This window comes from Streptomyces sp. NPDC038135 (assembly GCF_055601245.1).
This window is the reverse complement of sequence record NZ_JBVJXS010000001.1, coordinates 66,021-89,723: the sequence shown is the minus strand read 5'-3', so window position 1 is coordinate 89,723 and position 23,703 is coordinate 66,021. Positions and strand designations below refer to the sequence as shown.

Genomic DNA, 23,703 nt, shown 5'->3' with positions numbered 1-23,703 from the left:
ACGCAATCTTATGGATGCGATGGACCAGATGGCAGCCCTGACTGGCGAAATAACCGCGGTGGACGCCACTGGGGCGGGGCGGAGTACGGACAATGAGAACGACTGGCGAGTTTGCACCACCACTCCAGTAGCGGGAGAGGTGATCGAAGACAGCGTGGTCTTCGAGGTCGTTCCCAACCATGAGAAGTGCCCCGGCTAGGGTCCTGTCTGCCGAACGACAGACCAGCGATGACTGCAAACCTTTAGGCCCCTGGAGGTGTCCAGGGGCCTTGGCGTTACTGAGCTTCCCCCGAGATGCAGGGGAAGGTGACAACGGATCAGATGGCTTTCATGAGAGAAGCCCTGACGATGCCTGCCCCGAGGAGGTCTCCGCTGGAGTTGCATGAGCGTGCGGTGCGGATGTACCGGAGTGCCGAGCCGAGGCCGCGATCCGTCGCATGGCTGAGGAACTCGGTGTGCATCACGAGGCCCTGCGGGGCTGGATCCGCCAGGCCGAGGCGGACGCCGGCGAGCGGGGCGGCCTGCTCACCACTGAGGAGAAGGAAGAACTCGCCCAGCTGCGGCGCGAGGTGCGGGAACTGCGTCGTGCCAATGAGGTACTGCGGACGGCCTCGGCTTTTTTCGCCGCGCAGCTCGACCCGACCCGGCCCAGGTGACCGCGCTCCTCGACGAGCACCCGCACCTGGGGGTCAAGCCCACTCCGGGAACTGCACATCCCCTCCTCCACCTACTACCGCTGGCGCGGGTCCGAGAAGGAACCCTGTGAACGGCGCCGCCATGACACCGAGCTGACCGGACAGATCCGGCAGATTTCCCAGGACTCTGGCGGGATTCACGGTCGCCCAGGGTCCCTGCCCTCCTGTCACGCGACAACGTTCCGCGAAGTGGCTGCGCTCTTGGCAATCCAACTCGATGATGTTCAGATGCCTGACGTTCTTTGGATCAAGCTCATCGGAACGGTGCCCGCCATACTCTGGGTGGCCTTCGCCGCCATGGTGTACTTCACCCTCCGGCGCACGATCATCCAACGCATGGTTCCCCGCTTGACTGCCGTACGAGCACTGGGCGTGGAGGTCGAACTCGCTGCTGAGCTGCTGGATCGAGCCCAGGATGTCAGCCAGACGACCGTCACCCCGATTGCTAGGCGCACGGCACTTGGTCGGCTGGAGCATGCCGCCGAGCTACTGCAGGGAGGCAAGATTCTCTGGGTTGATGATCGCCCTGAGGGTATCGCCTCGCTTGTGGAGCTCTTTCGTGCCGCTGCAATGCATGTCGACGTAGTCGTCTCGACCGATGAAGCAACACCCCTATTTCGCCGCAGGCCGTACGACATCGTGATAAGCGACATCGACCGAGACGGTGACCCGCAAGCAGGGATCAGCATGCTGCGCGTGCTGGAGCAGTACAACATTGATGCGCCGGTGTTGATCTATGCGGGGTACTTCGATCCCGAGAGAGGTGTTGACCGGAGAATATTCGCAGCAACCACGATACCGGTCGATTTAGTGCATTACGTCATTGATCTCATGGAGAGGGCCCGCCTGGGCTCGCTGTGATCTTAGGTTGGTGGTGTCTTAGTGACCCAGTCAGCGCCACCGCGACCTCAATCCCGAGCAGGCTCGGTCCCTGCTGACTGCGGTCTCGTACGTCGGTGGGTACAGCCGGGCGCGTGGCCGTCGGCTCGTCGGCCTGCTCGCCAGCATCTACTACGGCGCCTTGCGTCCAGTTGAAGCCGTGGGCCTCACGAGTGCGGACCTGAAGCTGCCTCAGGCTGGCTGGGGACGGCACTGTTGAACCGGACGCGTCCCAGCGTCGGCAAGCAGTGGACCGACTCTGGCGAGACCCACGATGACCGAGGACTCAAGAATCGGCCGGCGGAGGAAGTCCCGGTCTTGCCTATCCCGCCCCAGCTCGTCACCGTCCTCCGGCAGGACCTCGACACGGTCGGCACTGCCGATGACGGGCGGTTGTTCACCAATGAGCGCGGGGGAGTGGCTCGTCCACGTACTACCGCGTCTGGCAGGAGGCCCGTGCGTCGCTGGCGCTTCCGCCGGCTGCGCTTGCCTCTCCGCTCGCTGCGCGTCCGTACGATCTCCGGCACTCGGCGCTGTCCACCTGGCTCAACTCCGGGGTGGACCCGACCGAGGTCGCCGAGCGCGCGGGCAACAGAGTCGAGGTCCTGCTGAGCCGCTACGCCATGTGCATCGACGGGCGGCAGGAAATCGCCAACCGCAAGGTCGAGGGCCTGCTGCGCGAATACGAGTGATCAAGCAGGTAAGTCGGAGCCCTCCGCTTGTATGAGCGGGAGGGCTCTGTCGTGTATCAGCCGCGTCCATGGCGGCCGGTAGATGTTCGATGCACCTGGCGCGTCGCGTTCTGCATCATCAGTGAGCGGACACCTCAGAGGTCCCGTCCAATTCCCTTCTACGAATATGGCACCGGGCTGTCGACGCTCACTGTATGGGGCATTTAGAAGAGGGGCCGCGCCGACTGCACAGCGGGCAGTTCCGCTGTCCGTACTGCGGCCTACTGCAGGACCGGGTCCCGACACTTGAGCATGATTGGGTGCTACTGGAGCCGGACACGTCTCCGCTGGCCCATACGGTGCCGGCGGAGTATCGGTGGATTGAGTTATCCGATGGGCGAGTGGCCATCTATGGGGTGGGGCCGCCCGACCCATATCAGCGATGCCGTATCGAGCATCGGTTGGCTTGCTCGGCGCAGCCGCTGCCGGATCTCTGGCCGTGGTTGACGACGCTCCGCGGTGAGAACGCGCGACGAGTAGAGCGCCAGGAGGCACCGGAGCTCCCTGAGCAGTGGTCGGATGCCGGGTGACAGCCCCCTCGCCAACGCGGGGGCTGACCTGGGCAGACGCCCCAAGATCCTGTCCACGAATAGTCCACAGACCCCGGCATACGCCCGCTCCGGGCGGCACACGCCTGCACATACGCGAAGACCCCGGCCTCAGCGTTTCCGCTGGTGACGGGGTCTTTGGGCACCTCATGCTGGGTGCCCCCGGCAGGATTCGAACCTGCGCACACGGCTCCGGAGGCCGTTGCTCTATCCCCTGAGCTACGGGGGCGTGTCGGGCGCTGAGCTGTTCGCTTGCGGCGACGGGTAGAACACTAGCAGGTCCGCAGGGGTGATCAGGAACGGGTTTCCCGGGGTGAGTCGGGGTCCTGTTCTCCGGCTCCTGGCTCCGTCGGGGTTGAGATGAACGGAGCCGGTCCGCGACAGGCGGTGGCGTCCCCTCACGGGGTGGAAACGGGGCGGCCCCCCCTCGCGCGGAGTGGAAGACAGGGCGTGGTGCCCCCGCGCGAGATGGAAGACAGGGCAATGGCGTCCCCCGCACGGGGTGGAAGGCCCGGGCGGTGATTGCCCCGCACGGGATGGAAGACAGCCCGATGGCGTCCCCCGCGCAGGTTGGAAGTGGGGAAAAGCCGGACGCGGTGGCCGGTGCCGACCTACTCTCGAGTTGTGCCAGGCGCGTCGGGTCGGGTGCTTGTTGTGGACGACAACAAGGTCATCCGGCAGCTGATCAGGGTCAACCTCGAGCTGGAGGGGCTTGAGGTCGTGACCGCGGCTGATGGTGCCGAGTGTCTGGATGTCGTGCATCGGGTAAGGCCCGATGTCGTCACCCTCGATGTCGTCATGCCCCGGCTGGACGGGCTCCGGACCGCCGCGCGGCTGCGTGCCGATCCTCGTACGCACGATCTTCCGCTCGCCATCATCAGCGCCTGTACCCAGTACGAGGTGGAGAGCGGGCTCGACGTCGGTGTCGACGCCTTCCTCGCCAAGCCCTTCGAACCCGCGGAGCTCGTCCGGCTCGTCAAGCAGCTCATCGAGCGGAAGCCCGGCCGCGGCCGCCGCGCGGAGGGCGTGGGGGAGAGGGAGGAAGACGGGGAGGGCGACGAGGGCCAGGGTGGAGGCAACGGTGGGGCGGGAGTGGCTGTTGGGTGAGGGGGCTCGTAGGCGGAGGCGCGGAGCGTCTCGCACGCCCTTCCCTCTCGCACGCCCTCGCACCCTCCTCCACCTCGCACCGTAGAACCGCCTCGCACCCTTCTCCGTCTCGCACCGTAGAACCCCCTCGCACCCTTCTCCGTCTCGCACCGTAGAACCCCCTCGCACCCTTCTCCGTCTCGCACCGTAAAACCGCCTCGCATACCCACCCCCCACCTCCCCTACGCTTGTCCCGTGACCCCCGTCGAGCTCTCCCGCACCGTGTTGCACTCGGTGCGTGCTGCCGTGGCCGACGGGGAGCTGTGTGTGGAGCCGGGTGCGCTGCCCGAGCGGGTCGTCGTGACCGAGCCGGGGCCCGGCGGGTGCGGGGACTACGCCACCAACGTCGCCCTCCAGCTCGCCCGCGCCGCCGGGCGGACGCCCATGGACGTCGCCGGCGTTCTCCGCGAGCGGCTTCTCGACGCCGACGGCATCGACGACGTCGTCGTCACCGGGCCGGGATTCCTCAACGTCACCCTCGCCGACAGCGGTGGAACGGCCGCCGGTCTCGTCACCGAGATCCGGCGGCTGGGCGCCGCCTACGGGCACGGTGACGCGCTCGCCGGGCAGGTCGTGCTGCTGCGCGTGCCGTACGAGGTGCGGGCCGAGGTCGTGGCCGACGCGGTCGTGCGGATCGTCGCGACGCAGGGCGGGCGGGCCGAGGTCGGGCACGGGGAGCCGGTGAACCTGCGGCCCGTGCCCGCGCCGGAGGATCCCGCGCCGCTCGGGGCCGACGCCGCCCAGTGGGCGCTGCTCCATCCCGCGTCGCACGACCGGCCCCGCATCACCGCGGACCACCTGGTGCAGCGGGAGGCCAATCCGCTGTTCCGGGTGCGGTACGCGCACGCCCGTACCCGGGCCCTGACCCGCGGCGCCGCCCGCCTCGGGTTCGGGGCCGAGCCCGGGCCCGTGGCGGCCCGCGAGGTCGTCGCCGCCCTCGCCGACCACCCCCGCGTCCTCACCGCGGCCGCCACCCACCGCGCCCCGGACCGTCTCGCCCGGCATCTCGTCACCCTCGCCGATGCCGTGCTGCCCCATCTGCCCGGCGTGCTGCCGCGCGGCGAGGAGAAACCCTCGGCCGCCCACCGTGCCCGGCTCGCCCTCGCCGAAGCCGCCGGGACGGTGCTGGCCGGTGGCCTGTCCCTGCTCGGCATCGACGCACCCGAACACCTCTGAGGCGACCCAGGACGCCGCGGAGAGAGACAGAGAGTCTGAGAGCCACGTCATGAGCCGTTCCGCCCACCCCGCCGGGCCCCGTCACGCCGACGTCCTTCCCGAGGGGCACTACTCCGCCCCGCCCGCCGACCTCAACGCCCTCGACCCCAAGGTGTGGGCGCAGACCGTCGGCCGGGACGAGGACGGTGTCCTCACCGTCGGCGGGATCCCCGCGACCCGGCTCGCCGAGGAGTTCGGCACCCCCGCCTACATCCTCGACGAGGCCGACTTCCGCGCCCGGGCGCGCGCCTGGCGCACCGCGTTCGGCGCCGACGCCGACGTGTTCTACGCCGGGAAGGCGTTCCTGTCCCGGGCCGTCGTGCGCTGGCTGAACGAGGAGGGGCTCAACCTCGACGTGTGCTCCGGCGGGGAACTGGCCACCGCGCTGTCCGCCGGGATGCCCGCCGAGCGGATCGCCTTCCACGGCAACAACAAGTCCGTCGCGGAGATCGAGCGGGCGGTCGAGGCCGGGGTCGGCCGGATCGTGATCGACTCCTTCCAGGAGATCGTGCGGGTCGCGCACGTCGCGCGGTCGCTGGGCAGGCGGCAGCGGGTGCAGATCCGGATCACCGTCGGCGTCGAGGCGCACACCCACGAGTTCATCGCCACCGCGCACGAGGACCAGAAGTTCGGCATCCCGCTCGCCGGCGGCCAGGCCGCCGAGGCGGTGCGGCGGGCGCTGCAGCTCGACAGCCTCGAGGTCATCGGGATCCACAGCCACATCGGTTCGCAGATCTTCGACATGTCCGGCTTCGAGGTCGCCGCCCACCGGGTGGTCGGGCTGCTGAAGGACATCCGGGACGAGCACGGCGTCGAGCTGCCCGAGATCGACCTCGGCGGCGGCCTCGGCATCGCGTACACCAGTGCCGACGACCCGCGCGAGCCGCACGAGATCGCCAAGGCGCTGACCGAGATCGTCGGCCGGGAGTGCGAGGCCGCACGGCTGCGCACGCCCCGCATCTCGGTCGAGCCCGGCCGCGCCATCGTCGGGCCGACGGCGTTCACGCTGTACGAGGTCGGCACCGTCAAGCCGCTCGAGGGGCTGCGGACGTACGTCTCCGTGGACGGCGGGATGTCCGACAACATCCGCACCGCGCTGTACGACGCGGAGTACAGCGTCGCCCTGGTCTCGCGCGCGAGCGACGCCGAGCCCGTGCTCAGCCGTGTCGTCGGCAAGCACTGCGAGAGCGGGGACATCGTGGTCAAGGACGCGTTCCTGCCCGCCGACCTGGCGCCGGGCGACCTGCTCGCCGTGCCCGCCACCGGCGCCTACTGCCGGTCCATGGCCAGCAACTACAACCACGTGCTGCGCCCGCCCGTCGTCGCGGTGCGGGACGGCGAGGCGCGGGTGATCGTGCGGCGCGAGACGGAGGAGGACCTGCTGCGTCTCGACGTCGGCTGACGCGGCCGGAGAGAGGAGCCGGCGGAGCCGGAGACACCGGTTCCGCGGGCCTCGGTGAACTCCGGGACAAGGGCCGGAAGATCTTCGGTCTTCCCATCCCGGCAAAATGAAATACATGTCTCACGATCCGGACGAAGGGTAGAAACTCCCGTCCGGTGAGTGAGACTGGTCCAACCGTAGACGGTAAGAGGAAACGAGGTCGGATGATGCGTACGCGTCCGCTGAAGGTGGCGCTGCTGGGCTGTGGAGTGGTCGGCTCAGAGGTGGCGCGCATCATGACGACGCACGCCGACGACCTCGCCGCCCGTATCGGGGCCCCGGTGGAGCTGGCCGGCGTCGCCGTGCGCCGGCCCGGCAAGGTGCGCGAGGGCATCGACCCCGACCTGGTCACCACCGACGCCACCGCCCTCGTCAAACGCGGCGACATCGACGTCGTCGTCGAGGTCATCGGCGGCATCGAGCCCGCGCGGAGCCTCATCACCACCGCCTTCGAGCACGGCGCGTCCGTCGTCAGCGCCAACAAGGCGCTGCTCGCCCAGGACGGGGCCGCGCTGCACGCGGCCGCCGAGGAGCACGGCCGGGACCTGTACTACGAGGCCGCCGTCGCCGGCGCCATCCCGCTGATCCGGCCGCTGCGCGAGTCCCTCGCCGGCGACAAGGTCAACCGGGTGCTCGGCATCGTCAACGGCACGACCAACTTCATCCTCGACAAGATGGACTCCACCGGCGCCGGCTACCAGGAGGCCCTGGACGAGGCCACCGCGCTCGGTTACGCGGAGGCCGACCCGACCGCCGACGTCGAGGGGTTCGACGCCGCCGCCAAGGCCGCCATCCTGGCCGGCATCGCCTTCCACACGCGGGTGCGGCTCGACGACGTCTACCGCGAGGGCATGAGCGAGGTCACCGCCGCCGACTTCCGCTCGGCCGCGGAGATGGGCTGCACGATCAAGCTGCTCGCCATCTGCGAGCGGGCCGCCGACGGCGCCTCGGTGACCGCGCGGGTGCACCCCGCGATGATCCCGCTGAGCCACCCGCTCGCCTCCGTGCGCGGCGCGTACAACGCCGTCTTCGTCGAGTCCGACGCCTCCGGGCAGCTCATGTTCTACGGCCCCGGCGCCGGCGGTTCCCCGACCGCCTCCGCCGTGCTCGGCGACCTGGTCGCCGTCTGCCGCAACCGGCTCAACGGCGCAACGGGGCCCGGTGAGTCGGCGTACGCGGCCCTGCCGGTCTCGCCCATGGGCGAGGTCGTCACGCGGTACCACATCAGCCTCGACGTCGCGGACAAGCCGGGTGTACTGGCGCAGGTCGCGACCGTGTTCGCCGAGCACGGGGTGTCGATCGATACGGTTCGCCAGCAGGGCAAGGACGGCGAGGCCTCCCTCGTCGTCGTCACCCACCGCGCGTCCGACGCCTCCCTGACCGGGACCGTCGAGGCGCTGCGCAAGCTCGACACCGTGCGGGGTGTCGCCAGCATCATGCGGGTTGAAGGAGAGTAACCAGCAATGACCCACCAGTGGCGCGGAATCATCGAGGAGTACCGGGACAGGCTGCCGGTATCCGACACCACGCCGGTCGTGACGCTCCGCGAGGGCGGCACGCCCCTCGTGCCTGCGCAGGTGCTCTCCGAGCGCACGGGCTGTGAGGTCCACCTGAAGGTGGAGGGGGCCAACCCCACCGGCTCCTTCAAGGACCGCGGCATGACCATGGCGATCTCCAAGGCCAAGGAGGAGGGGGCGAAGGCGGTCATCTGCGCCTCCACCGGCAACACCTCCGCCTCGGCCGCCGCCTACGGGGTGCGGGCCGGGATGGTCTCGGCCGTGCTCGTGCCGCAGGGCAAGATCGCGCTCGGCAAGATGGGCCAGGCCCTCGTCCACGGCGCCAAGATCCTCCAGGTCGACGGCAACTTCGACGACTGCCTCACGCTCGCTCGCAGCCTGAGCGAGAACTACCCGGTGGCGCTGGTCAATTCGGTCAACCCGGTGCGCATCGAGGGCCAGAAGACGGCCGCGTTCGAGATCGTGGACATGCTCGGCGACGCCCCCGACATCCACGTCCTGCCGGTCGGCAACGCGGGCAACATCACCGCCTACTGGAAGGGCTACAAGGAGTACGCCGCCGACGGCGTCTCCGCCCGGACCCCGCGCATGTGGGGCTTCCAGGCCTCCGGCAGCGCGCCGATCGTGCGCGGCGAGGTGGTCAAGGACCCGTCGACCATCGCCACCGCGATCCGGATCGGCAACCCCGCCTCCTGGCAGTACGCCCTCGCCGCCCGCGACGAGTCCGGCGGCGCCATCGACGAGGTGACGGACCGTGAGATCCTGCGCGCCTACCGGCTGTTGGCCGCGCAGGAGGGCGTCTTCGTGGAGCCCGCCTCGGCCGCCTCGGTGGCCGGTCTGCTGAAGGCCGCCGAGCAGGGCAAGGTGGACCCGGGGCAGCGCATCGTGTGCACCGTCACGGGCAACGGGCTGAAGGACCCGGACTGGGCCGTCGCCGGCGCGCCGCAGCCGGTCACCGTCCCGGTCGACGCGGCCACCGCTGCGGAGCGCCTCGGCCTGGCCTGAGCACCCGCGGGCCCGGGGGACCGGGCTCGCCCACCCCGCCCGGCGGGGACGATCCGCGGCGGGGTGCACGGGAGGTCCACGACACGCATCGTGCGCCTCCCGTGCGCCCTATGTCGCCGCGGAACCATCCTTCGATAGGCTGTACTGAACCCGCCTACCGCATATGCCACCGCGTGTGGGCGCGGGCCGCGCCGTCTCCGCGACCCGACGGGTCCTCGTACGTCATCGAATGTCCATCGAAACGATCGAGTGTCCGTCGGGACGATCGAGCGGCGTTCGGCCCCTTCGGATGTCTTCGACACTCACGCAGCTCAAGGAGAGTCTTCGAGCGATGGCCGGTCCAGCCTTCCGCGCGGCCGCCGTACGGGTGCGCGTCCCTGCCACCAGCGCCAATCTCGGTCCGGGCTTCGACGCCCTGGGCCTCGCGCTGGGGCTGTACGACGACGTCGTCGTCCGGGTGGCCGACTCCGGTCTGCACATCGACATCGCGGGCGAGGGCGGCGAGACCCTGCCCCGCGACGAGAGCCACCTGCTCGTCCGCTCCCTGCGCACCGCCTTCGACCTGCTGGGCGGGCAGCCCCGCGGCCTGGAGATCGTCTGCGCCAACCGCATCCCGCACGGCCGCGGCCTCGGCTCCTCCTCGGCCGCCATCTGCGCCGGAATCGTCGCCGCCCGCGCGGTGACCATAGGCGGTGAGGCCCGGCTCGACGACGCGGCGCTGCTCGCGCTGGCGACCGAGATCGAGGGCCACCCCGACAACGTGGCCGCCTGTCTGCTCGGCGGTTTCACCCTGTCCTGGATGGAGGCCGGCGCGGCCCGTGCCATCAGGATGGAGCCCGACGATTCCATCGTTCCGGTGGTTTTCGTGCCCGGGAAGCCGGTGCTCACCGAGACCGCCCGCGGCCTGCTGCCGCGCACCGTGCCGCACGTCGACGCCGCCGTCAACGCGGGCCGTGCCGCCCTGCTCGTCGAGGCCCTCACCAGGCGCCCCGAGCTGCTGCTGCCCGCCACCGAGGACCGGCTGCACCAGGAGTACCGCGCCCCGGCCATGCCGGAGAGCGCCGCGCTGGTGGAGCGGCTGCGGGCGGACGGGATCCCGGCCGTCATCTCCGGCGCCGGACCCACCGTCATGGCGCTTGCCGACGCCGACAGCGCCGAGAAGGTGTCCCACCTCGCGGGTGAGGGCTGGGCCGCCAACCGGCTTGACCTCGATGTCCAGGGAGCGAGCGTGCTGCCGCTTGCGACCTGAGACACGGTTGCCGGATTTGGAGAGGGGGAATGTTTGTTGGATCCGGTAGTGTTAACCTCAAGTCTGCACCCGACCCCACCATGGCGAGGTGCTTCGTGTCCCCGTCCGGGACAGACATCCTTCCGGGAGCCTCCCACACCACTCCGTGTTCCGTGCGCCGTACCTGGGCAGTACGACGTATGCGGACATTGAGCGGGGCCTAGGGCACGCTCCGGAATCGGTGCGACCACGCCACGTGACACCGGGTGTCACGGCTCGCGGAAGCGCCATCACCAGAAATTCTCTTCCGCCGCTTTGGCGGACCACCGCCCCGGCACGGTCCATCGAAGACAGGACCGTAGCCGGACAGCACAACCGGTCGCCGAGCCAGACAGGCCGACGTCCGCTCCAGGGAAGGACCCTTCGTGAGCGACACCACCGATCTGATGGGCGCACGTGTCGAGGAGACCGCTGCCGCGCCCGCCACGGACGCCTCCGCGCCTGCCAGCGGTGCCGGCTCCCGGCGGCGCCGGGGTACCGGCCTTGAGGGCATGGTGCTGGCCGAGCTGCAGCAGGTCGCATCCGGCCTCGGCATCAGGGGCACCGCGCGTATGCGCAAGAGCCAGCTGATCGAGGTCATCAAGGAGGCCCAGGCCGGGGGCGCCGCTCCCAAGGCGGAGGCGGCCCCTGAGACCAAGCCCAAGCGCCGGGCCACCTCCAAGGCCCGCACCGGCGAGGACGCCGCCGAGAAGAAGGCGGACAAGGCGGCCGGGGCCCCCGCTGAGAAGGCCGTGGCCCAGCAGCAGATCGAGATTCCCGGCCAGCCGGCCGGCGGCGCCGCCCGTTCGGGCGAGGCCGAGCGCGGCGGAGAGGACGCCCCGGCCGAGCGGCGTCGCCGTCGTGCCACCGCCGAGGCGGGCAGCCCGGCCGGCGCCGAGAGCGTCGCCGCCGAGGCGAAGGGCGAGTCCAAGAGCGACGCGCAGCAGCAGGGCGGCCAGCAGGGCGAGGCCCGTGGCGACGCCGGTGACGGCGAGGGCCGTGGCCGCCGCGACCGCCGCGAGCGTGGCCGCGACCGCGACCGCGACCGCCGGGGCAAGGGCGACGACCAGCAGGGCGGCGGCCGCCAGGACCGTCAGCAGCAGGGCCAGCAGCAGGGCGGCCGGCAGGACCGCAACAGCGGCCCGCAGGACGACGACGACTTCGAGGGCGGCCGCCGTGGCCGTCGCGGCCGCTACCGCGACCGCCGTGGCCGCCGCGGCCGCGACGACATCGCCGAGCCGCAGGTCGCCGAGGACGACGTCCTGATCCCCGTCGCGGGCATCCTGGACATCCTCGACAACTACGCCTTCATCCGGACCTCCGGCTACCTGCCCGGCCCGAACGACGTGTACGTCTCCCTCGCCCAGGTCCGCAAGAACGGCCTGCGCAAGGGCGACCACATCACCGGCGCGGTCCGCCAGCCGAAGGAGGGCGAGCGCCGCGAGAAGTTCAACGCGCTGGTCCGCCTCGACTCCGTCAACGGCATGGCGCCCGAACACGGCCGCGGCCGCCCGGAGTTCAACAAGCTGACCCCGCTCTACCCGCAGGACCGCCTCCGCCTGGAGACGGACCCGGGCGTGCTGACGACCCGGATCATCGACCTCGTGTCGCCGATCGGCAAGGGCCAGCGCGGTCTGATCGTGGCCCCGCCGAAGACCGGCAAGACCATGATCATGCAGGCGATCGCCAACGCGATCACCCACAACAACCCCGAGTGCCACCTGATGGTCGTCCTCGTCGACGAGCGTCCGGAAGAGGTCACCGACATGCAGCGGTCGGTGAAGGGCGAGGTCATCTCCTCGACCTTCGACCGCCCGGCCGAGGACCACACCACGGTCGCCGAGCTGGCCATCGAGCGCGCCAAGCGCCTGGTGGAGCTGGGCCACGACGTGGTCGTGCTGCTCGACTCGATCACGCGTCTGGGCCGTGCGTACAACCTCGCCGCCCCGGCCTCCGGCCGCATCCTGTCCGGTGGTGTCGACTCGACCGCCCTGTACCCGCCGAAGCGGTTCTTCGGTGCGGCCCGCAACATCGAGGACGGCGGCTCGCTCACCATCCTCGCCACCGCCCTGGTGGACACCGGGTCCCGCATGGACGAGGTGATCTTCGAGGAGTTCAAGGGCACCGGCAACATGGAGCTCAAGCTCGACCGGAAGCTCGCCGACAAGCGCATCTTCCCGGCGGTGGACGTCGACGCGTCCGGTACCCGCAAGGAAGAGATCCTGCTCGGCAACGAGGAGCTCGCCGTCGTCTGGAAGCTGCGCCGGGTGCTGCACGCGCTCGACCAGCAGCAGGCGATCGAGCTGCTGCTGGACAAGATGAAGCAGACCAAGTCGAACGTCGAGTTCCTGATGCAGATCCAGAAGACGACGCCGACGCCCGGCAACGGCGACTAGCCGGTAGGTATCGGGTAAGAAACGAGGGCCGCCCCCCGTCACCAGGTGACGGGGGGCGGCCTTTTCGCGCTGAGAGGGAGGGGAGCGCATCACGCGCCCCGTTCACCACACCTCTCCCTGGGGGGAACCGCCTTGCCCACGCCCGAACCCGGGCGGCACAGACGCCGGATACGTCTTGCCGTCCCCCTGGCCGCGGCCGGTGTCGCCGCCGCCGTGGCCGCCGCGCTGATGACGGCCTCCGCCGGCGCGGCCACCGCGCTGCCGAAGCCCGGTACCGCACCCGCCGTCGCCCAGCCGTCCCAGTCCACGCTGGAGAAGCGCATCGCCGGAGCCTCCGGCACCGAGCAGCCGGCGAAGACCAGCAGCCCCTCGGCCGTGTCGCCGAAGATCATCGGCGGCAGCGAGACCACCATCTCCTCGGCGCCCTGGATGGCCCAGCTCTGGTACTACGACGACAGGAACACCACCGACACCGCCGACGACGTCGGCTTCTTCTGCGGCGGCTCGGTCGTCTCGCCGACGAAGATCCTCACCGCCGCGCACTGCCTGCGCAACGAGAACAAGAACTACGACTGGGCGGCCCACGGCGCCGTCGTCACGGGCACCGACCAGCTGCCCACCACCGACGCGGCCGGCGCCACCGACCTGCACGGCGGTCAGGCCACGGGCGTACTGCGCCAGTGGTGGCAGCCCGGATACGACCCGGTGGACCGGGAGACGGGGAGGTACGCGGACGACCTCGGCGTGCTCACCCTGGGCGTCCCGGTCAAGGCCACGCCGATCCGCATGGTCGCCTCCGGCGACACCGCGTCCTACGCCACCGGCACCAGCGCCAAGGTGTACGGCTGGGGCCGCACCAGCTCCACCACCCAGGACCTCTCGCAGACCCTGCGGACGACGTCGCTCACCCTGCACTCCGACAGCGCCTGCGCCGGGTCCTACGACACGGCCTACGTCGCAGGGAAGATGGTCTGCGCGGGCACCCAGAGCGGCAGCGACACCGGTACCAGCGCGACGTGCAACGGCGACTCAGGAGGCCCGCTCGTGGTGGGCGGCCGGATCGCCGGAGTGGTCTCCTGGGGCGTCACGGACTGCGTGGAGAAGGGCTACTACAGCGTCTTCACGAAGGTCGGCGCCTACGTCGGTTCCGCCTACCACCAGGTCGACGACGGCAACCTGAGCTACAAGGACAACAAGGCCGACATCTTCGTGCGCGCCTCGTCCACGAAGACCGGGTACGAGAAGGACTCCAAGGGCACGTCCTTCGGCTCGCGCATCTCCTGGGGCGACTGGGGCGGCGTCAACCTCGCCCTCCAGACCGACCTGAACCGGGACGGCTACCAGGACGTGGTCTACCGGGTCAGCTCCACCGGCGACGTGTACTGGGAGCACTTCGTCCTCAACAGCGCCCGCACCAGCGGGAGCTGGACCGACACGAAGATCTTCACCGGCTGGAAGACCCGCAAGCGGATCATCACCGCGGGCGACGTCACCGGCGACTACCTGACCGACGTGCTCTCCGTAGACTCGAACGGCACGCTGTGGCTGTACGCGGGCAAGGGCAACGGCACCTTCGCCTCCAAGGTGAAGGTGAGCACCGGCTGGGACCAGTACAACTCGGTGCGCGGCCACGGTGACTTCAACGGCGACGGCAAGGCCGACCTGCTCGCCCGCAAGTCGAGCACCGGCGACCTGTACCTGTACAAGGGCACCGGCAAGTCCGGCACGGGCGCCTTCTCCGCCCGGGTCAAGGTGCGCAGCGGCTGGACCGGCTACAACGCCTTCGACGCGGTCGGCGACGTGAGCGGCGACGGCAAGGCCGACTTCCTGGCCCGCACTCCCGGCGGGACCCTGTACCTGTACAAGGGCACCGGAAAGGGCACAAGCGAGATCTTTGACACAAGGGTTTCGGTCGGCACCGGTTTCCAGGCGTACGACATCTGGGGCTGAAACCGCAGGTGAGCCCGGCTCACCGTGGGCCGTACGGTCACGCACGGTGCCCGCCGCCGCACGCGGCGGGCACCGTGCGCTGTGCAACCCTGTGCCGAGTTTCTCCGTCTGACCGGGCGGAGCGACGATGGAGCGGTGACGACCGCGCCTGACCCTGAAAGCAGGGGGTAGACGACAGGACGAGACCTAGGAGTGACGTGTCCGCCGAGAGCACGCCGGAGCCCGGCATAACGGAGCCGGTCCCCACCGGCCCGGAGAACAGACGCGGGGGCCGCCGCCGCAAGGCCGCCACCCCCGGCAAGCGCCGCAAGGCCCTGCTCGTCACCGCCTGGGCGGCCGCCGGAGTGGTCGTGCTGGGCGGCACCGGTCTCGGGTACGTCTACTTCAAGCTCAACGGCAACCTCAAAAGCGTCGACATCAACCAGGCCCTCGGCGACGAGCGGCCCACGAAGGTCGACAACGGCTCCGAGAACATCCTGGTCCTCGGCTCGGACACCCGCTCGGGCAAGAACCGGAAGCTGGGCGGCGGCACGGACGACGGCAGCGCCCGCTCCGACACCGCGATGATCGTCCACGTGTACAAGGGGCACAAGAAGGCCAGCGTGGTCTCCGTCCCGCGCGACACCCTCATCGACCGCCCCGCCTGCACCGACACCGGCGGCGGCAGCCATCCCGCGGCCTCCGGCGTGATGTTCAACTCCGCCTACTCCACCGGCGGAGCCGCCTGCGCCGTGAAGACGGTCGAGTCCCTCAGCGGCATCCGCATGGACCACTACCTCGAGGTCGACTTCGCCGGCTTCCAGCGGCTCATCGACGACCTCGGCGGAGTCCCGGTCACCACGACGAAATCCATCGCCGACCCGCAGAGCCATCTGCACCTCAAGGCCGGCACCCACACCCTCGACGGTGAGCGGGCGCTCGCCCTGGTCCGCACCCGGCACGGCGTCGGCGACGGCTCGGACCTCGGCCGCATCCAGCTCCAGCAGGCCTTCGTCAAGGCGCTCCTCGACCAGGTCGAGCACGTCGGCGTGCTCAGCAACCCCAAGAAGCTGTACGACCTCGCCGACACCGCCACCAAGGCCGTCACCGCCGACTCCGACCTCGGCTCGGTCAACGCCCTCGCGGACTTCGCGAACGGCCTGAAGGGCATCGGCTCCTCGCACATGCGGATGGTCACGATGCCGGTGCGCTACGACCCGGCCGACCCCAACCGGGTCCTGCTGCAGAAGGCCAAGGCGGAGCTGATCTGGAAGGCCCTGAGGAACGACAGGCCCATCCCCGCGTCGGCCACCAAGGGCACCGCCGCGGGCGAGGCCAAGGGCGTCGTCAGCGGCTGACCCCCGCCCCGGGACCGCCTCCGGGAATACACGGCCCCGCCCCCCGGTTTTGGGGGATGGCGCCAGTCCTGGCAGACTGGTACGTCGGCTCCGGTTCACGCTCTCGCATCCTGCGGCTGCGACCCGGCGCCCTCCCGAACCTAGGAGACACCTTGAAGCGCGACATCCACCCCGAGTACGTCGAGACGCAGGTCAGCTGCACCTGTGGCGCGTCGTTCACCACCCGCAGCACCATCCAGTCCGGCACCATCCGGGCCGAGGTCTGCTCCGAGTGCCACCCGTTCTACACGGGCAAGCAGAAGATCCTCGACACCGGTGGCCGTGTGGCCCGCTTCGAGGCCCGCTTCGGCAAGGCCGCCGGCTCCAAGAAGTAGCGAGCCCCATACCGCCGGTCCACGGTCGCGCCCTCTCGCGGGGGTGTGCCCGGGACCGGCGTTTTTGGTCGCCCGCCCTTACCTCACCGCAGTATCAGGAGCCGAAAGATGTTCGAGGCCGTCGATGAACTCGTCGCCGAGCACGCCGACCTGGAGAAGCAGCTCGCCGACCCGTCGGTCCACGCCGACCAGGCCAACGCGCGCAAGCTGAACAAGCGCTACGCCGAGCTCACCCCGATCGTCGCCACGTACCGCTCCTGGAAGCAGACCGGCGACGACATCGAGACCGCGCGCGAATTCGCCGCCGACGACCCCGACTTCGCGGCCGAGGTCAAGGAGCTGGAGAAGCAGCGCGAGGAACTGACCGAGAAGCTGCGCCTGCTGCTCGTGCCGCGCGACCCCAGTGACGACAAGGACGTCATCCTGGAGATCAAGGCCGGCGCCGGCGGTGACGAGTCCGCGCTGTTCGCCGGCGATCTGCTGCGCATGTACCTGCGGTACGCCGAGCGGATCGGCTGGAAGACCGAGATCATCGACGCCACCGAGTCCGAGCTGGGCGGCTACAAGGACGTCCAGGTCGCGGTGAAGGCCCGCGGGCAGATCGAGCCCGGCCAGGGCGTGTGGGCCCGGCTCAAGTACGAGGGCGGCGTGCACCGGGTGCAGCGCGTGCCGGCCACCGAGTCCCAGGGCCGGATCCACACCTCCGCCGCCGGTGTCCTCGTGACCCCCGAGGCGGAGGAGGTCGACGTCGAGATCAACCCGAACGACCTGCGGATCGACGTCTACCGGTCCTCCGGGCCCGGCGGCCAGTCGGTCAACACCACCGACTCCGCGGTGCGCATCACGCACCTGCCGACCGGAGTCGTCGCCTCCTGCCAGAACGAGAAGAGCCAGCTGCAGAACAAGGAGCAGGCGCTGCGTATCCTGCGCTCCAGGCTGCTCGCCGCGGCGCAGGAGGAGGCGGAGCGGGAGGCGGCCGACGCCCGTCGCAGCCAGGTCCGCACCGTCGACCGCTCCGAGAAGATCCGCACCTACAACTTCCCGGAGAACCGCATCTCGGACCACCGCGTCGGCTTCAAGGCGTACAACCTGGACCAGGTCCTGGACGGCGACCTCGCCGCCGTGATCCAGGCCTGCGTCGACGCCGACTCGGCGGCGAAGCTGGCGGCCGCGTAAGAGGCGCGTACGAGTTACACGGAGGACTTGCGTGCAGTCACCCACCGGGGCGCGACCCCCGAGCCCCCGCAGTCTGCTGCTCGCCGAGGTGGCCCAGGCGACCCAGCGGCTGGCCGACGCCGGCGTGCCCTCGCCGCGCACCGACGCGGAGGAGCTCGCCGCGTTCGTGCACGGCGTGAAGCGGGGCCAGCTGCACTCCGTGAAGGACTCCGACTTCGACGCCCGCTACTGGGAGGTCATCGCCCGGCGTGAGCAGCGCGAGCCGCTGCAGCACATCACCGGGCGGGCCTACTTCCGGTACCTGGAGCTGCAGGTCGGGCCTGGTGTGTTCGTGCCCAGGCCGGAGACCGAGTCCGTGGTCGGCTGGGCCATAGACGCCGTGCGCGCCATGGACGTGGTCGAGCCGTGCATCGTCGACCTGTGCACCGGCTCCGGCGCCATCGCGCTCGCGCTCGCCCAGGAGGTGCCGCGCTCGCGCGTGCACGCCGTGGAGCTGAGCGAGGAGGCGCTCCAGTGGACCCGCAAGAACGTCGAGGGGTCCAGGGTCGACCTGCGCCAGGGCGACGCCCTGACCGCCTTCCCGGACCTCGACGGCCAGGTCGACCTGGTCGTCTCCAACCCGCCGTACATCCCGCTCACGGAATGGGAGTACGTCGCGCCGGAGGCCCGTGACTACGACCCGGAGATGGCGTTGTTCTCCGGCGAGGACGGACTCGACCTGATCCGCGGCATCGAGCGCACCGCGCACCGGCTGCTGCGGCCCGGCGGGGTCGTCGTCATCGAGCACGCCGACACCCAGGGCGGCCAGGTGCCCTGGATCTTCACCGAGGAGCGGGGCTGGGCCGACGCGGCCGACCACCCGGACCTCAACAACCGCCCCCGGTTCGCGACGGCGCGCAAGGCGCTGCCGTGAGCACCCCGACGACTTCCAGCCCGCAGTACCCGCACGAGGAGGCTCGCTAGACATGGCACGGCGATACGACACCAACGACGCGACCGACCGTGTGACGGGTCTGCGCGAGGCCGCGTCCGCCGTCCGCCGGGGCGAGCTGGTGGTACTGCCGACCGACACGGTCTACGGCATCGGCGCCGACGCGTTCTCCGCGGAGGCGGTCGCCGACGTGCTGGCCGCCAAGGGCCGGGGCCGCAACATGCCCACCCCTGTGCTGATCGGCTCCCCGAACACCCTGCACGGGCTCGTCACGGACTTCTCCGAGCTGGCCTGGGAACTGGTCGACGCCTTCTGGCCGGGCGCCCTCACGCTCGTCGCCCGGCACCAGCCGTCCCTGCAGTGGGACCTGGGCGACACCCGCGGCACGGTCGCCGTGCGCATGCCGCTGCACCCGGTCGCCATCGAGCTGCTCACCGAGGTCGGTCCGATGGCCGTGACCTCGGCCAACCTCACCGGCCACCCGGCGCCCGAGGACTGCGACGCCGCCCAGCGGATGCTCGGCGACTCCGTCTCCGTCTACCTCGACGGCGGCCCGACGCCCGGCAACGTGCCGTCGTCCATCGTGGACGTCACCGGCGAGGTGCCGGTGCTGCTGCGGCAGGGCGCGCTCTCCCCGGAGGAGCTGCGCAAGGTCGTACCCGACCTCGAGGTGGCGAATTGACGGCCCCTGACGCGGGGCGTGGCATAGGCAGGGAGAGCGCCGCGGAGATCACGACGACGTTCGTCGGGCTGCCCCGCGACTGCTTCCGCATCCTCCACGTCAGCACCGGCAACGTGTGCCGCTCCCCGATCACCGAGCGGCTGACCCGGCATTTCGTGACGGAGCGCCTCGGTGTGCTCGGCGGCGGGCTGATCGTGGAGAGCGCCGGCACCTGGGGTCACGAGGGGGCGCCCATGGAGGCCAACGCGGAGACCGTGCTGGCCGAGTTCGGCGCCGACGCCTCCGGGTTCACCGGCCGGGAACTGCTGGACGAGCACGTCATCATGGCCGACCTCGTCCTCACGGCCACCCGCGACCACCGCGCCCAGGTCATCTCCATGGGCCACTCGGCGGGCCTGCGCACCTTCACTCTGAAGGAGTTCACCCGCCTGGTGCGCGCCATAGACCCCACCACGCTGCCCCCGCTGGAGGACGGCGTGGTGGCGCGTGCGCGCGCCCTGGTGCGCGCGGCGGCCGCGCTGCGCGGCTGGCTGCTGGCGCCCACCGCGGAGGCGGACGAGGTGTACGACCCGTACGGGGCGCCGCTGCCCTTCTTCCGCTCGGTCGGCGACGAGATACACGAGGCGCTCGATCCCGTGGTGACCGCGCTGACCGGGGTCCCCGCCCGCGCCTGACGCGGGCGGGCGCCGCCCGCCCGTGGGAACGCCGGCGCCGACGGGTGGGGCAACCCGCGCGTACCGGACATCCCGGGCCTACATTGGTCTCACGTCACCGTCGACCGCCCGGAGCCCGCCATGTCGGTCACCCGCACCCTCGAGACCGATGTCCTGCGGGACCAGGATCCCGAGCTCGCCGACATCCTGTACGGGGAGCTGGACCGGCAGTCGACGACGCTGCAGCTCATCGCCGCCGAGAACTTCACCTCGCCGGCCGTGCTGGCCGCCCTCGGCTCGCCGCTCGCCAACAAGTACGCCGAGGGCTATCCCGGCGCCCGGCACCACGGCGGCTGCGAGATCGTCGACGTGGCCGAACGCCTGGCCGTGGAGCGGGCCACGGCGCTGTTCGGCGCCGAGCACGCCAACGTGCAGTCCCATTCCGGCTCCTCGGCCGTCCTGGCCGCCTACGCCGCCCTGCTGCGCCCCGGCGACACCGTCCTCGCCCTGGGGCTGCCCTACGGCGGCCACCTCACGCACGGCTCGCCCGCGAACTTCTCCGGCCGCTGGTTCGACTTCGTCGGCTACGGCGTCGACGCCGAGACCGGCCTCATCGACCGCGACCAGGTCCGCCACCTGGCGCTCAGCCACCGGCCCAAGGCCGTCGTCTGCGGCTCCATCGCCTACCCCCGCCACCTCGACTACGCCTTCTTCCGGGACGTCGCAGACGAGGTGGGGGCGTATCTGATCGCCGACGCCGCGCACCCGATCGGCCTGGTCGCCGGGGGAGCGGCGCCCAGCCCGGTGCCGTACGCGGACATCGTCTGCGCCACCACGCACAAGGTGCTGCGCGGCCCGCGCGGCGGAATGATCCTGTGCGGGGCCGAACTGGCCGAGCGGGTGGACCGGGCCGTGTTCCCCTTCACCCAGGGCGGCGCGCAGATGCACACCATCGCCGCCAAGGCCGTCGCGTTCGGCGAGGCGGCGGCCCCGGCCTTCGGCGCCTACGCCCACCAGGTGGTCGCCAACGCACGGGTGCTCGCAGGCCACCTGACCGCCGAAGGGCTCCACGTGGTCACCGGCGGCACCGACACCCACATGGTCACCGCCGATCCGGCGCCGCTCGGCGTCGACGGACGCACCGCGCGCGGGCGGCTCGCGGCGGCCGGGATCGTGCTGGACTGCTGTGTCCTTCCCCACGGTGACGGCCGCGGACTGCGCCTCGGCACGGCCGCCGTGACGTCGCAGGGCATGGGGGAGCCGGAGATGGTCCGGATCGCGGCGCTCATGGCCGCCGCGCTGCGGGGCGAGGCGGAACCGGGCGTGACACGGGCCGAGGTGCGTGAGCTGACCGGCGCATTCCCCCCGTATCCAGGGTGAACCGGGGTACGCGCACCTGTGTGCACCCCGACGCGCGCGGTGGCTCACAGCCGCCCGTGCAACCATCGTCGCTACCCGGAAGTCCTCATCCATATGCGTCCGTCGCTAGGGTGTGGGGCTGTGATGGCCAGCGAGACCTGTGGGGAAGCCCGTGCGTGAATACCTGCTGACGCTCTGCATCACGGCCGCGGTGACGTACCTGCTGACAGGACCGGTACGGAAGTTCGCGATCGTGGCGGGGGCGATGCCGGAGATCCGGGCACGTGACGTGCACCGGGAACCCACTCCGCGGCTCGGCGGGATCGCGATGTTCTTCGGACTGTGCGCGGGCCTGCTGGTGGCGGACCACATGACCAACCTCAACGAGGTCTTCGCCAAGTCGAACGAGCCGCGGGCGCTGCTGTCCGGCGCCGCGCTGATCTGGCTGATCGGCGTCCTGGACGACAAGTTCGAGATCGACGCGCTGATCAAGCTCGGCGGACAGATGATCGCCGCGGGCGTCATGGTCATGCAGGGTCTGACGATCCTGTGGCTGCCCGTCCCGGGCGTGGGAAACGTGGCGCTGACCCAGTGGCAGGGCACCCTGCTGACCGTGGCGCTGGTCGTCATCACGATCAACGCGGTGAACTTCGTGGACGGCCTCGACGGCCTGGCCTCCGGCATGGTCTGCATCGCGGCGGCCGCGTTCTTCCTGTACGCCTACCGGATCTGGTACTCGTACGGCATCGAGGCCGCCGCCCCGGCGACGCTGTTCTCGGCCATCCTGATGGGCATGTGCCTGGGCTTCCTGCCGCACAACATGCATCCCGCGCGGATCTTCATGGGCGACTCCGGCTCGATGCTGATCGGGCTGGTGCTGGCCGCCGGCGCGATCTCCGTCACCGGCCAGGTGGACCCGGACGCGCTGGCCCTGTTCACCGGTTCGGAGAAGGCGGCCGTGCACCAGACGGTGCCCGTCTACATCCCGCTGCTGCTGCCCCTGACCATCATCGCCGTGCCCGCCGCCGACCTGGTGCTGGCCATCGTCCGGCGCACCTGGCGCGGTCAGTCGCCGTTCGCCGCGGACCGCGGCCATCTGCACCACCGCCTGCTGGAGATCGGCCACTCGCACAGCAGGGCGGTGCTGATCATGTACTTCTGGTCGGCGCTGATCGGCTTCGGCGCGCTCGCCTACTCGGTGAACTCGGCGTCGATGTGGATCGTGCTCGGCGTCGTCTTCCTGAGCGCGATCGGCCTGATCCTGCTCCTGCTGCCCCGCTTCACGCCCCGGGTGCCCGCGTGGGCCCAGCACTTCGTGCCGCCCCGCTACCGCAGGCGCCGCCGCGCGGCCGAGGACGTGGAGCTGTCCGCGGAGTCCGGGGAGACCGCGGAGGCCGCCGCGCAGGAGCCGTCGGAGTCCGAGAGGCGGACCCCCGTGGCGGCCGGTACGACAGGGGTCAACGGGGCGACCGCCATCGGCCCTCGTTCGCGTATCGGCAAGGCCACAAGGTAAGAATCTGACTAGAGCATTGCCATCTCGTGGGGGAGCAAAGCTCCCTAATACCAGACAAAAGGGCTGGGTTTTTGCACAGACGCGCGCCATCACACTCATGTGTGACAGCAAGCACACCCAGCAGGTAAAGACCTCATCAAATAGTTTGTGATACGGTTCACGAGAACCCCGGATAGAACCGAAGGACCGTAGTGCGACGGTCCGCCGGTGTGAGGTCTCGACTACTCAGCCCGGGACTACGCTCGTCCATGACGACACCTGCCCCCCTGTGAAAGCGGAGTTGCCGCCATGCCGTCCAATGACGCCCGGAACCTACTGCAGATCGCTGTGCCCGCAGCGGCCGCCGGCGTGATCGCCGTCGCCGTGAGCGCCGCGGTCGCGGGAGGCAAGGGCGCCCTCGGCGCGGCTGTCGGCACGGCGCTGGCCGTCCTGTTCATGGGAATCGGCCTCTACGTTCTGCAGTGGACGGCAAAAACGCTCCCGCAGCTGTTCCAGGCCATGGGGCTGATGCTCTACATGGCGCAGCTGCTGCTCCTCCTGATCTTCGTCGCCGTCTTCAAGGGCACCTCACTCTTCAACGCCAAGGCGTTCGCCGTGTCGCTGGTCGTCACGACCGTCGTGTGGATGGCCGCGCAGGCGCGCGCACACATGAAGGCCAAGATCTTCTACGTCGATCCCGACTCGGCGAAGAGTGAGAAGCACGAGAAGACGGGGCCGCCGTCGTGAGGGGTAGGGGCGGGATAAAGGCCTGTGAGATCTCCTGCTATCGTCCGGTGCCAACTGCGGCATCGCGGGCGCGGGCATCCGAGCTGACGCCTGCTCAATCGCGAGGCTTGATGCCCCCCAGCCGCCCCCACATCCGTAACACCAGTCCGGTGCCGATCAGCG

20 protein-coding genes, 1 tRNA gene and 1 pseudogene are annotated in these 23,703 nt (G+C 70.4%); 21 read left to right on the top strand and 1 reads right to left on the bottom strand.

What is annotated here, in order from left to right; genetic code table 11:
- The first annotated feature begins 428 nt into the window (after positions 1-428).
- The 4 genes and pseudogenes from ACZ7JA_RS00420 (at position 429) to ACZ7JA_RS00405 (ending at position 2,835) form a co-directional block, all read left to right on the top strand.
- Complete coding sequence (locus ACZ7JA_RS00420; RefSeq protein ID WP_470807118.1) at positions 429-656, top strand: transposase; 228 nt, start codon at positions 429-431, stop codon at positions 654-656.
- Between the two features lie 228 nt (positions 657-884).
- On the top strand, positions 885-1,556 hold the full coding sequence (locus ACZ7JA_RS00415) for a response regulator (RefSeq protein ID WP_470806650.1): 672 nt from the start codon (positions 885-887) through the stop codon (positions 1,554-1,556).
- Between the two features lie 49 nt (positions 1,557-1,605).
- Positions 1,606-2,266 (top strand): annotated as a pseudogene (locus ACZ7JA_RS00410) (tyrosine-type recombinase/integrase); the annotation flags it as partial.
- Between the two features lie 194 nt (positions 2,267-2,460).
- The gene (locus ACZ7JA_RS00405; protein WP_470806648.1) at positions 2,461-2,835 is read left to right on the top strand and encodes a DUF6083 domain-containing protein; all 375 of its coding nucleotides are present in this window, start codon (positions 2,461-2,463) and stop codon (positions 2,833-2,835) included.
- Positions 2,836-3,010: 175 nt separating this feature from the next.
- On the opposite strand, the gene ACZ7JA_RS00400 is transcribed toward ACZ7JA_RS00405, so the two are convergent.
- Positions 3,011-3,082 (bottom strand) — tRNA-Arg (locus tag ACZ7JA_RS00400).
- A gap of 347 nt (positions 3,083-3,429) precedes the next feature.
- On the opposite strand from ACZ7JA_RS00400, the gene ACZ7JA_RS00395 reads away from it, so the two are divergent.
- From ACZ7JA_RS00395 to ACZ7JA_RS00315, 17 genes are all read left to right on the top strand, one after another.
- Positions 3,430-3,960, top strand: coding sequence for a response regulator (locus ACZ7JA_RS00395; RefSeq protein WP_351662896.1), 531 nt, complete (start codon positions 3,430-3,432; stop codon positions 3,958-3,960).
- A gap of 234 nt (positions 3,961-4,194) precedes the next feature.
- Positions 4,195-5,175, top strand: a complete 981-nt coding sequence (gene nrtL / locus ACZ7JA_RS00390; protein WP_470806647.1) for an ArgS-related anticodon-binding protein NrtL — start codon at positions 4,195-4,197, stop codon at positions 5,173-5,175.
- Positions 5,176-5,224: 49 nt separating this feature from the next.
- On the top strand, positions 5,225-6,616 hold the full coding sequence (lysA, locus tag ACZ7JA_RS00385; RefSeq protein ID WP_351662901.1) for a diaminopimelate decarboxylase: 1,392 nt from the start codon (positions 5,225-5,227) through the stop codon (positions 6,614-6,616).
- Between the two features lie 203 nt (positions 6,617-6,819).
- Positions 6,820-8,112, top strand: coding sequence for a homoserine dehydrogenase (locus tag ACZ7JA_RS00380; protein ID WP_351662904.1), 1,293 nt, complete (start codon positions 6,820-6,822; stop codon positions 8,110-8,112).
- Between the two features lie 6 nt (positions 8,113-8,118).
- Complete coding sequence (gene thrC / locus ACZ7JA_RS00375; RefSeq protein ID WP_351662907.1) at positions 8,119-9,177, top strand: threonine synthase; 1,059 nt, start codon at positions 8,119-8,121, stop codon at positions 9,175-9,177.
- Between the two features lie 331 nt (positions 9,178-9,508).
- A complete protein-coding gene (thrB, locus tag ACZ7JA_RS00370; RefSeq protein WP_351662910.1) occupies positions 9,509-10,426 on the top strand; it encodes a homoserine kinase in 918 nt (305 codons plus the stop codon).
- 404 nt (positions 10,427-10,830) lie between these two features.
- On the top strand, positions 10,831-12,840 hold the full coding sequence (gene rho, locus ACZ7JA_RS00365; RefSeq protein ID WP_351662913.1) for a transcription termination factor Rho: 2,010 nt from the start codon (positions 10,831-10,833) through the stop codon (positions 12,838-12,840).
- Between the two features lie 228 nt (positions 12,841-13,068).
- Complete coding sequence (locus tag ACZ7JA_RS00360) at positions 13,069-14,790, top strand: trypsin-like serine protease (RefSeq protein ID WP_470807116.1); 1,722 nt, start codon at positions 13,069-13,071, stop codon at positions 14,788-14,790.
- A gap of 197 nt (positions 14,791-14,987) precedes the next feature.
- On the top strand, positions 14,988-16,127 hold the full coding sequence (locus tag ACZ7JA_RS00355) for an LCP family protein (RefSeq protein ID WP_470806645.1): 1,140 nt from the start codon (positions 14,988-14,990) through the stop codon (positions 16,125-16,127).
- 152 nt (positions 16,128-16,279) lie between these two features.
- Positions 16,280-16,501 carry a 50S ribosomal protein L31 gene (gene rpmE / locus ACZ7JA_RS00350; RefSeq protein WP_059301453.1) on the top strand — a complete coding sequence of 74 codons (222 nt, stop codon included), beginning with the start codon at positions 16,280-16,282 and terminating at the stop codon, positions 16,499-16,501.
- A 108-nt stretch (positions 16,502-16,609) separates the two neighbouring features.
- Positions 16,610-17,677, top strand: a complete 1,068-nt coding sequence (gene prfA / locus ACZ7JA_RS00345; protein WP_351662920.1) for a peptide chain release factor 1 — start codon at positions 16,610-16,612, stop codon at positions 17,675-17,677.
- A gap of 73 nt (positions 17,678-17,750) precedes the next feature.
- Positions 17,751-18,590 carry a peptide chain release factor N(5)-glutamine methyltransferase gene (gene prmC / locus ACZ7JA_RS00340; RefSeq protein ID WP_351663017.1) on the top strand — a complete coding sequence of 280 codons (840 nt, stop codon included), beginning with the start codon at positions 17,751-17,753 and terminating at the stop codon, positions 18,588-18,590.
- Positions 18,591-18,642: 52 nt separating this feature from the next.
- Positions 18,643-19,290: an L-threonylcarbamoyladenylate synthase gene (locus ACZ7JA_RS00335; RefSeq protein WP_351662923.1), complete on the top strand. Its 648-nt coding sequence runs from the start codon at positions 18,643-18,645 to the stop codon at positions 19,288-19,290.
- A complete protein-coding gene (locus tag ACZ7JA_RS00330; protein ID WP_351662926.1) occupies positions 19,287-19,964 on the top strand; it encodes an arsenate reductase/protein-tyrosine-phosphatase family protein in 678 nt (225 codons plus the stop codon). Before ACZ7JA_RS00335 ends, ACZ7JA_RS00330 begins: the two co-directional genes overlap by 4 nt.
- Before the next feature lie 120 nt (positions 19,965-20,084).
- Complete coding sequence (locus tag ACZ7JA_RS00325; protein ID WP_389305894.1) at positions 20,085-21,323, top strand: serine hydroxymethyltransferase; 1,239 nt, start codon at positions 20,085-20,087, stop codon at positions 21,321-21,323.
- Between the two features lie 151 nt (positions 21,324-21,474).
- Positions 21,475-22,815 carry an MraY family glycosyltransferase gene (locus tag ACZ7JA_RS00320; RefSeq protein ID WP_470806644.1) on the top strand — a complete coding sequence of 447 codons (1,341 nt, stop codon included), beginning with the start codon at positions 21,475-21,477 and terminating at the stop codon, positions 22,813-22,815.
- A gap of 288 nt (positions 22,816-23,103) precedes the next feature.
- Positions 23,104-23,541, top strand: coding sequence for a hypothetical protein (locus ACZ7JA_RS00315; RefSeq protein ID WP_351662935.1), 438 nt, complete (start codon positions 23,104-23,106; stop codon positions 23,539-23,541).
- Positions 23,542-23,703: the final 162 nt, after the last annotated feature.